Source organism: Pararhizobium sp. (genome assembly GCF_035497515.1).
Taxonomy (GTDB): Bacteria; Pseudomonadota; Alphaproteobacteria; order Rhizobiales; family Rhizobiaceae; genus Pararhizobium.
The window spans coordinates 46405-60046 of record NZ_DATJDJ010000057.1; the positions used below are offsets into that span (position 1 = coordinate 46405).

At 64.1% G+C, this 13642-nt stretch carries 21 protein-coding genes; 3 read left to right on the plus strand and 18 right to left on the minus strand.

The window, feature by feature from the left end; all coding sequences use genetic code 11:
* The 15 genes from VL202_RS06575 to VL202_RS06645 form a co-directional block, all read right to left on the minus strand.
* Complete coding sequence (locus VL202_RS06575; RefSeq protein WP_325463330.1) at positions 1-450, minus strand: NlpC/P60 family protein; 450 nt, start codon at positions 448-450, stop codon at positions 1-3.
* Entirely contained in the window at positions 443-1336 is an 894-nt protein-coding gene (locus tag VL202_RS06580; protein WP_325463331.1) for a DUF2163 domain-containing protein, read from the minus strand. The genes VL202_RS06575 and VL202_RS06580 overlap by 8 nt, the downstream gene beginning before the upstream one ends.
* Positions 1333-1974: a DUF2460 domain-containing protein gene (locus VL202_RS06585; protein WP_325463332.1), complete on the minus strand. Its 642-nt coding sequence runs from the start codon at positions 1972-1974 to the stop codon at positions 1333-1335. The genes VL202_RS06580 and VL202_RS06585 overlap by 4 nt, the downstream gene beginning before the upstream one ends.
* 81 nt (positions 1975-2055) lie before the next feature.
* Positions 2056-2634 (minus strand): phage tail tape measure protein, encoded by a 579-nt coding sequence (locus VL202_RS06590; RefSeq protein WP_325463333.1) that lies wholly within the window; start codon positions 2632-2634, stop codon positions 2056-2058.
* 63 nt (positions 2635-2697) lie between these two features.
* On the minus strand, positions 2698-2919 hold the full coding sequence (locus VL202_RS06595) for a rcc01693 family protein (RefSeq protein WP_325463334.1): 222 nt from the start codon (positions 2917-2919) through the stop codon (positions 2698-2700).
* On the minus strand, positions 2916-3272 hold the full coding sequence (locus VL202_RS06600) for a gene transfer agent family protein (RefSeq protein ID WP_414692813.1): 357 nt from the start codon (positions 3270-3272) through the stop codon (positions 2916-2918). The genes VL202_RS06595 and VL202_RS06600 overlap by 4 nt, the downstream gene beginning before the upstream one ends.
* Positions 3273-3274: 2 nt before the next feature.
* Positions 3275-3682: a phage major tail protein, TP901-1 family gene (locus VL202_RS06605; protein WP_325463335.1), complete on the minus strand. Its 408-nt coding sequence runs from the start codon at positions 3680-3682 to the stop codon at positions 3275-3277.
* A 71-nt stretch (positions 3683-3753) separates the two neighbouring features.
* The gene (locus tag VL202_RS06610; RefSeq protein ID WP_325463336.1) at positions 3754-4152 is read right to left on the minus strand and encodes a DUF3168 domain-containing protein; all 399 of its coding nucleotides are present in this window, start codon (positions 4150-4152) and stop codon (positions 3754-3756) included.
* A complete protein-coding gene (locus VL202_RS06615; RefSeq protein ID WP_325463337.1) occupies positions 4149-4484 on the minus strand; it encodes a phage head closure protein in 336 nt (111 codons plus the stop codon). The genes VL202_RS06610 and VL202_RS06615 overlap by 4 nt, the downstream gene beginning before the upstream one ends.
* 2 nt (positions 4485-4486) lie before the next feature.
* Entirely contained in the window at positions 4487-5056 is a 570-nt protein-coding gene (locus tag VL202_RS06620) for a head-tail connector protein (protein ID WP_325463338.1), read from the minus strand.
* Positions 5057-5191: 135 nt separating this feature from the next.
* The gene (locus tag VL202_RS06625; protein ID WP_325463339.1) at positions 5192-6460 is read right to left on the minus strand and encodes a phage major capsid protein; all 1269 of its coding nucleotides are present in this window, start codon (positions 6458-6460) and stop codon (positions 5192-5194) included.
* A gap of 15 nt (positions 6461-6475) precedes the next feature.
* Complete coding sequence (locus VL202_RS06630; RefSeq protein ID WP_325463340.1) at positions 6476-7036, minus strand: HK97 family phage prohead protease; 561 nt, start codon at positions 7034-7036, stop codon at positions 6476-6478.
* A gap of 125 nt (positions 7037-7161) precedes the next feature.
* Positions 7162-7431: a DUF6107 family protein gene (locus tag VL202_RS06635; protein WP_325463341.1), complete on the minus strand. Its 270-nt coding sequence runs from the start codon at positions 7429-7431 to the stop codon at positions 7162-7164.
* A 245-nt stretch (positions 7432-7676) separates the two neighbouring features.
* Positions 7677-8828 carry a phage portal protein gene (locus VL202_RS06640; protein WP_325463342.1) on the minus strand — a complete coding sequence of 384 codons (1152 nt, stop codon included), beginning with the start codon at positions 8826-8828 and terminating at the stop codon, positions 7677-7679.
* Between the two features lie 209 nt (positions 8829-9037).
* Positions 9038-9670: a hypothetical protein gene (locus VL202_RS06645; protein WP_325463343.1), complete on the minus strand. Its 633-nt coding sequence runs from the start codon at positions 9668-9670 to the stop codon at positions 9038-9040.
* A gap of 165 nt (positions 9671-9835) precedes the next feature.
* Here VL202_RS06645 and VL202_RS06650 point away from each other — a divergent pair, with 165 nt between their 5' ends.
* Together VL202_RS06650 and VL202_RS06655 are read left to right on the plus strand one after the other, a co-directional pair.
* Positions 9836-9985 (plus strand): hypothetical protein, encoded by a 150-nt coding sequence (locus VL202_RS06650; protein WP_325463344.1) that lies wholly within the window; start codon positions 9836-9838, stop codon positions 9983-9985.
* 92 nt (positions 9986-10077) lie between these two features.
* Entirely contained in the window at positions 10078-10224 is a 147-nt protein-coding gene (locus VL202_RS06655; RefSeq protein WP_325463345.1) for a hypothetical protein, read from the plus strand.
* A 78-nt stretch (positions 10225-10302) separates the two neighbouring features.
* Here the strand turns inward: VL202_RS06655 and VL202_RS06660 are convergent, their stop codons facing one another.
* On the minus strand, positions 10303-11622 hold the full coding sequence (locus tag VL202_RS06660; protein WP_414692814.1) for a DNA-packaging protein: 1320 nt from the start codon (positions 11620-11622) through the stop codon (positions 10303-10305).
* A 256-nt stretch (positions 11623-11878) separates the two neighbouring features.
* On the minus strand, positions 11879-12454 hold the full coding sequence (locus VL202_RS06665) for a hypothetical protein (protein ID WP_325463347.1): 576 nt from the start codon (positions 12452-12454) through the stop codon (positions 11879-11881).
* Between the two features lie 278 nt (positions 12455-12732).
* Here VL202_RS06665 and VL202_RS06670 point away from each other — a divergent pair, with 278 nt between their 5' ends.
* The gene (locus VL202_RS06670; RefSeq protein ID WP_325463348.1) at positions 12733-13071 is read left to right on the plus strand and encodes an MmcQ/YjbR family DNA-binding protein; all 339 of its coding nucleotides are present in this window, start codon (positions 12733-12735) and stop codon (positions 13069-13071) included.
* Positions 13072-13074: 3 nt separating this feature from the next.
* Here VL202_RS06670 and VL202_RS06675 read toward each other — a convergent pair whose 3' ends face one another.
* Positions 13075-13542, minus strand: coding sequence for a YcgN family cysteine cluster protein (locus tag VL202_RS06675; RefSeq protein WP_325463349.1), 468 nt, complete (start codon positions 13540-13542; stop codon positions 13075-13077).
* Between the last annotated feature and the right edge of the window lie 100 nt (positions 13543-13642).

Here is a 13642-nt window from a genome sequence, read left to right on the forward strand (position 1 = left end):
TCAGACCTTTTCGGGAAAACGGAAAATACCGGCGATCCGCCGGCGCCAGGAGGGAACGAACGGCGACCGGATCACCGCCGCCTGTTCATAGGCATGGATGAACCGAGCGTCGTCGCAGGCGATCCCGGCATGCTTGGCCGGCATGTCCGGCCGCCAGCGAAACAGCAGGAGATCGCCCGGTCGCATCTCGGTCCTCGGCAACGGCTCGCCAAAATGCCGCCGCGCCGCGTCAAACAACCGGTCCTCGACCCCGCGCTCCGCCCAGTCCGGCTGGTAGGCCGGCGGCAGTTCCGGTTCTTGGCCATAGATTTCGCGCCAGACACCGCGCACCAGTCCCAGGCAATCGCAGCCCACGCCCTTGAGGCTCGCCTGATGCCGATACGGCGTCCCGATCCAGGTCTCCGCGAGCATGACAACCCGCAGAGAAAATTCGAGATCGTCCTCACTCATAGAGCGGCCGCCCGTCATGCACGGTATCGCCATCGGCATAGCCAAACGCGAAATCCGAACCCGGCAGATGCGGAAATCCCCGAAAGTTCAGGACGTTGGAGAACTTCGCGCCACAGACGGCAAAATTTTGATCGCATCCCGCCGTCAGCGTGAACGTGTCGCCGATAGCCAACGGCAAGGGCGGCGGCAACCACAGCGACAGCGTCACCCCGTCCCCGTCAACCCGGTGATCCTCGATATCGCCGGCATGGCCGGCATTGGCGCCGCCGGTAAATCGACACATTCCCTGACGATAAAATCCGGCCAGCGCCGCATCGAGCCCTGACACCCGCGCATGAGTCTCGCTGAGAACAGCGACAATGGCACCGCTTCCCCGATAGACCGGATTGGTGAGATCGACCCCGCACCGCCCGTCACCCAGCACCGCGTCACAGCGCCGCCCATAGATCCGCCCCTGCACCTGATCGAGCCGATGCGTCAGCCGCCGCAACTCGGCGCGAAAGGCACCGTCCGCCCGCACCACCTCGCCGATCTCCTGCACCCGCAGAAGAACGTGCTGCTCCTGCGGCGCCTGCCAGTTCACCTGGAACACCTCGACCTTCGCACCGTCGTAACGTCCCGCGATCACATCCGCCTCGCTGATCGCGGCACTGGAAAGCCCGCCGCTCACCTCGCCGGCCTCGACGGAAAGCCCGTTTGTCTCCTCGCTGTCGGCGGCCCGGAAGCCGCTCGCGGCCAGGAAATCGATCCCGTCGAACGCAAGATCGTGATCGTGCTCGGTAAATCCCAGCACGATCCCGTCCCGGCGCGTCACCCGCCAGCAATGGCATATCGTCGTGGCATCACCGGCCAGGTGGTCGGAGAGCGCGGTCGGAAGTGTTCTCATGGCTTGATCTCCACCAGCGGTATCGACGGAATCCGCCCCGCCTGGAATTGCGCCAGATCGACGTCGATCCGGTCCGTGTCGAACCGCACCGGCACGTCGAATTCATAGCCCGCCCGCACCACAGCGTCACTTGCCGGAATTTTCCCCGGCACGAAGGTCACCCGTCCGCTCGCAGCATCAAGGCTGAAATCCGCCGGCGCAGCCACAACACCGCCGACTGACACCAGAAGCGTGCCTGCGACCGGCTTGGCGATCGCGCGCACGCTTGCCCCACCGGCATCGCCATAGGTCTTGACCAGTTGGAAGACGGCCGTCGCCCCGTCCCCCGTTCCCAGCACCTGGTCTCCGGCACCGACCGTGCCACCCGGCGCGCAGGATTTGAAATCCAGCGGATCGCGAAACCGAAACCCGTAAACCTGCCCCGCCCGCGCCTCGAAGAACGCGAGCACCGCGTAGAGATCATCGATCGACTTGATGCCCGACCCCGCATCATAGTGCCGCCGCGCATCGCGCCAGCGCCGGTTGCGATTTTCGCGACCGTTGGACAGACTGACAATATCCGTCCGCCTGACCGGCCCGCCACTCGTGCCCAAGGCAAGACGCAGTGGAAACCGGACTTCATGGAAGCCTGCCGACATGGTGATGTTCCGTGTGTGGAGTTGTGTGATTGGAAACGCGACAAGCCAGGCCTCATTCTCCGCCCGCTCTCGTTCGGCCCCTCAAAGCCCTCGCCGCCCGCGTCCGACCGTTCGCGTCAGCATGGCCGCGATCTGGCCCTCGGACTTGCGAAAGCTCTGGACGTCGGGGGCCGTCACGTTGAAGACGACGTTCATCGCCCCGCCGCCGGTCGAGGCCACGCCGAGCGCGCCGTCGGCGCCGCGCTTCAGCGGCAGGATCGCCTCCGAGCCCGCCTCGCCCATCAGCCCGGTCTGCCCGTCCATCGGAAAATAGGTCGGAGCGGAAACGACGCCCCCGGCGGCAAACGGCGTCACTCGCCCCGGCACACCACCGTCGGCAAAGGCGGTCACATTGCCCAAGCCCCCGGTCAGCCCGGCAAATAGCGATCCGATCGCCCCCTCCAGTGGCTTCAATCCCGCCGAAAGCGCGATCTCCGTCAGCCTCAGGCCTGCTCCCCGCAGCACATCCTCCAGCCCCTTGCCGCCCCGCGCCGCTGATGCCAGCGCGCCGGTCAGCGCCGAACCGAAGGATCGCGACCGATGTTCCAGGTCGTCGAGCACATCCCGCAAGGCAACCGCATCATCCGTCGCCCCGGCGAAATCCAATTGATCATCCGTCACGCCCGTCTCCTTGTGTCCAATCCACCAAGCAGCCACAGCCGGGGGAACAGCATCACCTGCTGCCTACCGCCTCTCCCCATCCGGAAACGCCCGCATCAGCGCCTCCAGCCCTCGCCGTCCCGGTCCCGCTGCACGCGGCCGCAAGCCGCCCATGGCCGCCTGCATCTCACGCGGTGTCATCATCCAGAAATCCCTTGCCGGCAACCGCAACAGGCAGAGCCCGGCATGCATCACCGGTCCCCAGGGAAAGGCCGGCGGCGAGCCGGCGCCCGTTGCGGCGCTCAAGGGTCCGGCGGTGCCTCCGCATTCCCGAAGGTCGCCACCAGCAAGTCGCCGGTCAGCCGCGCCAGACCGGCTATGCCGCCCTCGACGCCCATACCGGCGACATCCTCGTCCGAGACGAGATTGCCACCGCCGCGTAGACCGGCGCCGAGGATGCGGATCATGTCCTCCGCCTTCAGCCGCCCGGAGGAAAACCGCGCCGCCAGCGCCATCAGGTTGTCCGACGCGAAGGCGGTTTCCAATTCGGCCAGACTGCCGAGCGTCAGGCAGAGGATCCGCCGTTCGCCGTCGATCACCGCCTCCACTTCGCCCCGATGCCGGTTGGCGCGGACTGTAGTCACAATGGGCCGCATCATCGTCACAGCGCCGTAAAGGTCAGGGCGCCTGCCGATTCCAGCGCCGCCTCGAACAGGATCTCGCCATTGTGCTGCCCGGAATATTCCAGCGCCGTCAGTTGAAAGGCGCCGGTGAGAGTGCCGAAATCGGGGATGACGATTTGCCAGTTGAGGATCGATCCGTTGAAGAAGGCGGCGCGCACCAGCCCGTCCGAGCTCTGGTCCTTGAAAATGCCGGAGCCGGAAACCGAGGCCCGCTGCACGCCTGCCCCGCCGAGCAGTTCGCGCCATCGCCCGGTCGATTCCGCGTCGGTCGCATCGACCGTCTCGGCGTTGAAGGCCAGCCGCTTGGAACGCAGCCCCGCCACGGTCACGTAACTGCCGCCGTTGTCGATCTTCAACAGAAGATCCTTCCCCTTCTGGGCCACCATGTCCTGATCCTTTCAGAAACAAAGGCGCCCGTGAGGGACGCCTGTAAAATCATTGTAGAACTTGTGAAACGTCATTCGGTCACGGCACGAAACACCATCGCCGCCACATGCCCCTTCGCCCTGGCCTCCCGCCCCGTGCGCGTGCGCCGGTGAAACAGGCTGACCAGTACAAACCCGTCCAGGTCGAGATCGGCGTCGTCGAGCAACGCGCGCACCCGCGCCGCGATCGCCTGGACCGCGAGATTGCCGCCTTCGCCTGTCCGCACCTCGAGCATCACCAGATGTTCCTCGCCCGGCTCGCTCGCCGTCGAGGCGTCGCGGCTTTCGATCGTCGCGATGAAGACACAGGGCCGATCCATCCGCGCCTGCAGATGGTCCCGCACGCCATCGCTGCCGATCAGCCCGGTCAGCACGGCGTCATTCGAAAGCGCCAGGAAGATCGCCTTCTGCAAGGCTGCCGCCGCGCTCATCGCCCCTCCTCCGTGCAGCGACAGACGAGATAGCACCGCGTCTCGTCCGGATCGGAAAAAGCGCGAATGGTGAAAACACGACCGCCTTTTCGAAACCGCATACCCGCCGCGATGTCCTCACGAAAGCGGAGCCAGATGCGATGCGTCACGCTAAAGACCGCCTCGTCCGCCCGCTCCTCGGCGCGCACGGCAACCGGCTCGATCCGCGCCCACAGCGCCCCGATCGTCGTATAGTCCGTCTGGATACCACCTTGCCCGTCGCTCGTGTCGTCGCCCATCTCCAGGTCCAGCCGGACCGACAATTGCCCCGGATCCAGCGTCATCGCTCCCATGGTCAAAGCCCCCGGCGCCGGAAAGGCGCGATCAGCCGGTCGTAACCAGCGGGTATGGCGACCGGCTGCCGGTCCGGGGAAACCGCGCCGCGAAACTCGTAAAGCAGGGCCGCATGCAGCAGCATCGCCCGTTTCAGCGTGTCGGGAACATCCGTCCCCGTCGCACCAAATCCGGCGGAAAAATCGATCTCGATGCCATTGATCGCCTGCCCCGGTGCCGGCTGTTTCGGCAGCACCAGCCGCGCCGGCCGCGCCTGCCCATCAAGCAAGAAGCCGGATGCATCGATCTCCTGCGGCAGCCCGGCTGCATCGTAAACCGTAACGTTCTCAATCGTTTGTATCGGCCCCCTGCCAATCTGAATCACACCGGACGAAGGCCAGGTGTCGAGATATATCCGGAATGTGCGGATCAGCAGAGCGAGCCCGGTCGCCCGTTCCAGATGCTCGCGCACGGTGCGGATCAGCCCGGTGATCAGCGCATCGTCTGCGCTCAAATCGACACGCAGATGCGCCTTCGTCTCGGCAAGCGTCAGCGGCTCGCCGACCGGCGGCGCCAGTTCGGTGATGGTCATGGAAATCTCCGTCATGGGGATGAAATGGGTGGACGCAGCGGGAGGGGAGCTGCGTCCACCCTCGCGCACATGCGGCAGGGAAGACCGCCGGCGCGAATGGTCGTTACCCTTGAGAAAGGGCAACCTTACGTTTAGTCAAGATGCCGCGAATTTAATAAGCTTGATAGCCTCGAAATTTTGCACACCGCCGCCGACCCGCTTGGTGGTGTAGAACAGCACATAGGGCTTGGCGGAATAGGGATCGCGCAGCACCCGAACCCCGGTGCGATCGACGACGAGGTAGCCGGCGGCGAAATTGCCGAAGGCGATCGACGTGCTGCCCGCGGCAATATCAGGCATGTCCTCGGCTTCCGCGATCGGAAAGCCCATCAGCGAGGCCTGCTGCCCGGCAACAGCCGGCGGACGCCACAAATAGTTGCCGTCGGCATCCTTGAACTTGCGGATTTCGGCCTGCGCCTTTCGGTTCATCACGAAGGAGGCATTCTGCCGGTGGCCGGCCTTCAGCGCATAGATCGTGTCGATCAGCGTGTCGGAAGGACCGCTCGCCTTGAAGGCGCCGGCGGCACCCGTCGCGATATAGCCGATATTGCCCCAGCTCCAGCTCGCCTCGGCAACATTGGTATAGCTCAGGAACCCCTTCGGCTTGTTGGTGCCGTCGCCGGAGACGAAGGCCGTGCCTTCCTGCTCGCCAAAGGCGATGTCGACCTCGGAGGCGATCCAGTTCTCGATATCGACCGCGGCATCGTCGAGCAGCGCCGCCGTCGCCGCCGGCATCGCATAGAGCTCCATCGTCGGAAACGACAGCTCGGCCAGTTGCGGTGTCGTCGTCTGCGGCCGTGCCGCCGTCTCCGCCACCCAGCCGGTCGCCATGCCGGCGAGCGCAAACGGCTTCTTCAGCACCGCGCCGGACACCTGGCGTACTGTCGCCAGTGCCCGGATCGGCGAGACCACCGACAGCCGGCGGCCGATTTCCGTATCCGTCTCGTTCGGCACCAGATAACCGCCGTCGCTGGAAGAGCCGATCGAAAACGCCTTGGCCTCCAGCTCGCGCAGCGCCTGCTCGTCGCCCTTGCGGATATAGCTTTCGAACGCCGCCTTGTGCTCCGTCGCCTCCAGGCTTGCCTCGCCGCTACGGCCGAGCGCCGGGCGCGCCTTCTTCAGCACCATCTGGTCGATCAGCCGCTTCTGCTCGTCCATGGTGCGCGAGATGCGGTCCATCTTGTCGCGGGTGACGACGTCGGCCGTCAGCTTGCTTTCCAGCTCGCCCAGCCGGCGGTCATTGGTTTCCTTGAAGGCTTCAAAAGCCCCCATGAAATCCTCGAAAGCGGCGGTCATCGTCTCCGGCGCCGTCTTGATCTCCGGCGCCACCGTCATATCGGGCGCCACGCTGCTCAAATCGCTCATCAGCTTTCCTTCCTGTCAGAGCTTCATCATCATCCGGGCCGCCCGCCGCATGGTGCGCACGAGCTCCGTTTCCTTGTCGCGGAAGAACCGCGCATTCTTGACGTTCGACACACGCGCCGAGGGCAGCATCGGAAAGGTCACGATCGAGATTTCCCAGAGATCGGCTTCAAGGATGCGGCGCACCCCGGTCTTGCCGTCGGTCCTCGCCTTCACGGTCTGGAAGCCGATCGACAGCCCATCGAGCGCACCCGCCTTCATCAGCATGTGGACCTCCTTTGCGCGGGCGACGCCGGGCGACAGCATGCCCTCGACATAAAGCCCGCGCGCATCCTCGCGGATCGTCTTCCAGGCCCCCAGGGGTTCACCGGGATCATGCTGGAACAGCATGCGCACGCCAGCCGCCCCACGCCGCGCCAGCGACTGTGCAAAGGCACCCGGCTCGATCGCATCCTTGCCGAGATCGACCTCGCCAAAGATGCTGGCATAGCCGGAAAACCGTCCCTCCCCGGTCACGCCGGAAAGTGTCAGATTGGCAAACTTCTGCGTTCGCCAGACAGGCATCCTGTCGGTCGTCATGGGTCTCTCCAGAGTTTGATGAATTGTGTCAGGGCGAGTAGCGAACAGGGAGTGGCGAGCAACAGGAGCGATCACCAGTGCGCCGCTGCTACGCCCGGATCCACCCGCTCAGTCCTCATTATTCGCTATTTCCCCCGTCCGTACCGATCCGCGAGCCGCGCCACCGCTCCCAGCACCCACCAGGCCGAAAGGCTGGCGGCTATCCCGAGCCTCGAAACCAGCCAAAGCCCGACTGGCCCGCCGAAGATCAGCCCGCAGATCAGCCCGGTGAAAAACCGCGACCCCGCTTCGCGTCGGCCCTTGGGCAGCATGTAGACGAGCGATACCGCGGCACCGGCAACCGAGCCAATGCCCTTGGCCGCCCAGAGACCCGGGTCATTGCCAAAATCAGCCACTTGTTAAGTCCTTGATGCTATTATGAGAATTGACGATGTATAACGGAACGGCAGTCTCCTGCCGCAACGAAAGGCTCCGCTTGACGCAACGTCAGGAAGGGCAAATTTCCGAGTCTTTTGAATCGGTTGAGCTTCAACGCGGAGAAATTGATTCAAGCCATTGAGATATCGATTCAGCCGACGCTGAAAGTGAATCTATTCATTGGCATAAGACCTGTTTTCAAACCGGAAGCCGGCGGCTCGACTCAAAACCCGACAGCCTGCCGCTTCTCCTCGTCGCTCAGGAAGTCCGCATCCTTCATTCGCGCCCAGACCTCGCTGCGTTCCCCGGTCAGCCCGGTCACCTGGTCGAGATCCGGCATCAGCTTCAGGCCCTCGCCGAACCGCCCCGCAAGCCAGCCCGAAAGCGCCCCGAGGCTGCGAAAGATCAGCGGCAATACGGTCAGACGATAGAAGGCGCGGTTGGCCTCCTGGTAGTTCGCATAGGTGTTGTCGCCGGGAATGCCGAGCAGCATGGGCGGCACGCCGAATGCAAGGGCAATGTCGCGCGCGGCCCCATTCTTCGCCTCGACGAAATCCATGTCCTTCGGCGAAAGCCCCATCGCCTTCCAGTCGAGCCCGCCCTCCAGCAGCAGCGGCCGCCCCGCCCGTATCGGACCGGAATAACCCTCGTCGAGTTCGCTCTTCAGCCGGTCATACTGGTCGGCCGAGAGATTGCCACCCTCCTTCGGCTGGTAGACCAGCGCGCCTGACGGCCGGGCCGAATTGTCGAGCAACGCCTTGTTCCAGGTCGCCGCCGCATTGGAAAGATCGAGCGCCATCTGCGCGGCTGCCAGCGGCGGAAAGCCCAGATGGTCGTCGAGCGGATGAAACAGGCGCAGGTGCAGCAATCCGTCCCCGTCGGCCGAAATCCGCCGCACCATAGTCCCGACCCGATATTCATAGGCCTCCGGCCAGCCGTCCCGGCCTTCCAGAATGCGCACCCGGTCCGGCCGCAGCAGATGCAGTTCCCGCACTTCCCCGCCGATTTCGGCGCTGTCGACATACGCGTTACCGGAGAGCAGCAGATGGCCATAGAGCGTCTCGAGGAAATCGACGCCCGCCATTCGCCCGTTCGGCCGCGCGATCAGCGCCAGCAGCGGGTGTTCGGTTCTCTCCTCCACGCCCTCGTAGAGTAGCAGCGGCACGCTGGCTGCCGTCTCCGAGATCAACCGCACGGCGCGATGCGCCACCGGATTGCGCATGAAGCCTTCGCGCGCCAGCGCCGCGTAGGAGCGCCCGGTCCAATGCGCCCGCCCCTCCTGCGCGATCGCGATGAAGCCGGAGGCGGACTTGGTTTCACGCAGGGGCTCGCTCTCCACCGGGCGACGCCACGGCAGGCGAAATGGATTTTTCATCAGATCGGTTTCCTTGATTTCATATTAAACGAGCGCCGCCCTTCCTCTTTTCCCCGCCGGGGAGAAGGTGGCGCAAAGCGCCGGATGAGGGGGGCCGAAGGCCACGACAGCGCCGCGCGTCGAATACGACGTGCAAATGTCGGTGTAACATTTTGAATATGCTGCATTTTCTCCTTAATAGATTCCGATTTGAGGAATTATGCAGTAGCTCAATGCCTCGACCCGCCCAAACCCGCCCGGATCGCCGCCCAATACTGCCGCCCATACCCCGCCACCAGGGCCGCCCGGTCGCGGCCATTGATGATCCGCCGCGCGCCGGTCCAGTCCTGCCGGACGGCCGAGAAATAGTCTCCGAGCTTGCGGCCGGTAAAGGCGCCGGTCTCCATCCCCCGAAACAGGATGTCGACGGCGATCTGCGGCTCCATCGCCCGTTCGGGATGGGCGACGAGATCGATCCCGGTCATCCGGCTCATGCGTTCATAGTTGGCGCGATGCGTCAGTTGCACCAGCCCGCGCCCCAGCCAGCTGCGCCCTTCCTCGTCCCGCCGCCAGTAGGGCACGGAGACGGAGGGCAGCTTACCGCGCCGCCAGGCAGCGTCCAGCAGCGAGATCGCCCGCTCGTCGCTTGCAGCCAGCGTTTCGCGCACAGGCTGCATCGCACGGCCCGTCTCGTGATGCGCGGTTGCCAGCATATAGGCGAGAAAGCGGTCGTCCGCGCCAGTCGGTTCGCCCTCCCAATGGTCAAGTATAACCGTCAGCCCATCGACCTGCGACTGGCTCAAACGCCCGTCGAACAGTGATGTACGTACCGCTTGAAAGAAAGCCGGACGCCGGATCGCCATCGCTCATCCTCTTTTGTCAATCACGCTTCAAAAAAACCTGTCAATCTAAATCGATTTAACGAATTTAAATCGTTTAAACAGTTTAATTGCCTGATTTACTTTATGTTTGGGATGTGAGATCGAAATTCCGGCACTATGATATTGCCTGAGATCGAGGAGGATCGCATGAACGTCGATAGCAAGAACCCGTCCGAAGCCACCCGCTCGACCATCCCCCAGCACATCCTCGATCGTTTCGAGAGCGAATGGCACCAGATGCGCTCCAGCGCCGCCGCCGCTCCCAAGTCGTTCCAGCGCGAAGACGACAAGCGCTGATCCCTTTTCCCGCATTCAAAGCCCTGGCGACGGAACATTCCGGCGCCAGCCGTGTTTCCGCAGGTTGCAAAAGCAGATCGAGAGGATCGTCCATGCCCATATCATCCATCCCCGTATCGTCCATGCCCGCACAGCCAATCTCCCAGGCGCAATTCGATCGCCTCGAAAATGAATGGCGCCAGATTCGCGAAAGCAGCGCTTCCAGCGCCAAGCCGCCGGCCTCGATCCCGCGCAAATAATCCGATCACCCGGCGCCCTGCCGCCGGCCCCCCTGAGTTGGGAGGCTCGGAGCTTGGCGCCGGGATGGGGTACCCTCTTCAAATCCCCCGGACCCGCGGCTCGCCGCCGCCATCCAGCATCAGCGCCGTCAGTGCCCAGACCAACGCGTCCAGCCGGTCGGGCGAACGGCCGGATGACAGGCCATCCGGACCAAAATCGCACATCTGGTCTTCCAGCGCCGGAAACGAGGCGGCGTGCACCACCCGGCCCTGCTCGTAAAGTGCCGCCACCGGCTCGGCCCGCAGCCATTTTCCGCGCGATGCCCGAACAGCCGTCACCGGCAGTTGCGCATCAATGCCCTTCAGCACCGCCGCCACCATGTCGCCGCCCTGGTTCACTTCCGCGACGATCCGGTCGGCGTCGAACCGCTTGTAGGCCCTGACGACGGCATTCGCCCATCCGGCAGGACTTGCGCCTTCCACCGAACAGTCCGCCATGACGACGCCGCGCCCGCTGCGGTCGAGCCCCGCCACGACAATGCCGCAGCAGGAGCCCGGTCCGGCCCCGGCCGGCGGATCGACCGCGACGACGATCCGGCCAAGCGGCCCCATATCGCGCAGCCTTAACGCCTCGATCCCGGCGCGCGACCAGAGCGCGTCCTCGCGGTCCTCGATCATCTCGCCGTCCAGTTCCTGCCGCCCCAGCCGCGTGCCGCCATAGCGTCCGGCCATGGCGGCGATAAAGCCCGGCGCGAGATTGCCGGCATTGTCGCCGGTCCGGATTTGTCGCGTCCGCGTGCCGGGATCGGCCATCAGCGCCTTCAGCACCGGCACCGGTCGCGGTGTCGTCGTCACCAGCGCGCGCGGATCGCTGCCCAGCCGCAATGCGAATTGCAGCATGTCCCAGGTTTCCTGCCCATGTTTCCATTTGCCCAGCTCGTCGCACCAGGCATAGTCGAATTGCGGCCCGCGCAGGCTTTCCGGATCCTCCGACGAAAAGATCTGCGCCACCGTCCCGTTCGGCCAGACGAGCCTTCGCCGCGACGCCTCGAAATCCGGCCGGTTCTTGCGGGCGATCCGGCAGATGCCGGAAACGCCGTCGATCATCACCTCCCGCGCATCGCCCAGCGTCTCGGCCACCAGCGCGATCCGCAATCCCGGCCGCGCGTCCTTGCCCGCAGCCAAATCCTGCACCCATTCGGCGCCTGCCCTCGTCTTGCCGGACCCGCGCCCGCCCATCAGCAGCCAGACCCGCCAGTCGCCTGCCGGTGGCTTCTGTTCCTCGCGACCGGCAAAGCTCCAGTCGTTGCGGAAACGGACCAGATTTTGAAAGTGCTGGAGACGATCTAAAGGCAGACCGGCCGATTGTGCTTCGGCTGGCGTTGTGCCGCCACCAGGGCCTTGCCCTGCCGTCGTCATCTTCAGCTCGGCGTCATCCGGCATCGCTTCCGAAACGCCCATCCGTGTCCCTTGTCCAGCGGGTTCCGTTTCAACATCCGCAACCGGCAAGATCACCAATGGGAAAACCGGCAACGGCAGACCAGCGACTTCCGCCTCATCCGCTCGCGCCCTCAAACCCGTCGTCACGCCGTGCATTTCCGCCCGGACGATGCCGAAACGTTTCATCGATGGCGAATAGCGATCCACTTGCTTTCCAAGCTGACGCATCTCGGCATCAATCTTCAGGCGATCCCCGCGGCTCTCCCGCCTTACCGCCACCGCCTCCCCCAAGGGAAGATGCGTGTCCATCGCGTCCAACATCGCTTGCAGCGCCGGCGGCTTTTCGAGCGGCGCGATCCTCGATGCGCTGTTCGAATTCGGCAAGCAGGGCCTTGTAACCTGCCTCATCGAAGGCGGCATCCGCCTGTGCCTGACGGTCATGCGCAATCGTCCTCTGCAGGCTGTCGATCTTTTCCAGGGTCCGCACGATCACGGACATCGCCTCGATCGCCGCCTTGGCATCCGCCTGGACCAGCTTGCGGTCGATCTCCTGCCCCTCGACTGCCGCCGTCTCGTCGGCCAGCCGCCGCAGCCGCTGGAACTGCTGCATTTGCTCGCGCAATTCCTTCGTCATGCCGTTCAGCATGTCCTGCAGGTCATCAAGCGGCGCCACCGCCTCCGCCTTGGTCTCCAGGATCACCCGCCGCGCCACATCCTGCAACGCCGCGCCCTCGCCCGGCCGCACCCCGTCATAAGCCGCCGCCTTCGGCCACAGGCCAAAGAGCGCCGGATCGAAATCCAGATCAGACATGATGATATTGTCCTTGAATGTTTTCTCACCGCACGGGCAAGGTGTCGGCTCGTCCCCTCTTTTCCCCGTCGGGGAGAAGGTTGCCCGCAGGGCTGGATGAGGGGGCCGAAGGCCAAGACGCCGTTACTCCGGCTCCCGCCGAAGCATCCCGCTTCACCCACTTTTCCGACTGTGCCATAACCCTATCAACCGACCGTCACGCCGTCAAGGATTATTTTCCTATATCAGGATAATTTTCTTTCCATTGCGCAAATCCCGCCCCGTGTTACACTTTCTCCATGAGAACCGAGGACTTGGAAAAGCGGGCCTTGGGCCTGCCCGGCGCGGTTGAGAGCGCCCATTTCGGCAAGCGTGATTTTCGCGTCGGCAAGCGCATCTTCATGTCCCTGCCGGAAGCTGGCCGCGCCGTCGTCAAGTTCACGCCCGACCAGCAGAAACTCTTCCTCGAAACCGAGCCCGGCGTCTGCGCCGCCGTCCCCGGCGGCTGGGGGCTGAAGGGCTGGACCTCGATCTATTTCTGCGACGCGGACGAGGACGTCATCGACCACCTGATGGAAACCGCCTGGCGCAACGTCGCACAAAAAAACCTTCTGAAACAATCGCTTGCTGCTGAGTAAAAATCAACGCTCGCCGCGCTGCCCCACCGTCAGCGGCCAGTCCACCAGATAATCCTCGAAATCCTCGACATCGACGTCATCCTCTGACACCGTGCGGCCGCGGACGGAAATCCCCGCCTGGTGTACGGTTTCAGGGTCACCCGAAACCAGCGGATGCCACCAGTAGAGGTCGATCCCGTCGCGCACCAGCCGGTAGCCGCAGGTTGGCGGCAGCCACGTCAGCGTCTCCACTTCCTGCGGCGTCAGCTGGATGCAATCCGGCACCGTCGCCTTCCGGTTGGGGTAATCCTTGCAGCGGCATGTCTCGCCGTCGAGCAGCGTGCAGCCGATATTGGTCCAGGCGATCTCGCCCGTATCCCAATCCTCCAGCTTGTTGAGACAACAGAGCCCGCAGCCGTCGCAGAGGCTTTCCCACTCCGCGTTGCTCATCTCGGCCAGCGATTTCGTCTTCCAGAAGGGCAGTTCGCCCATGGCGATTTTTCTTCCATGCGTTGGATTTAAGCGACAATTTCACAAAAGATTGCCGGTTTTTTAAGGCTCATTACCGATATCGGCGTAGAATAGAAACCCG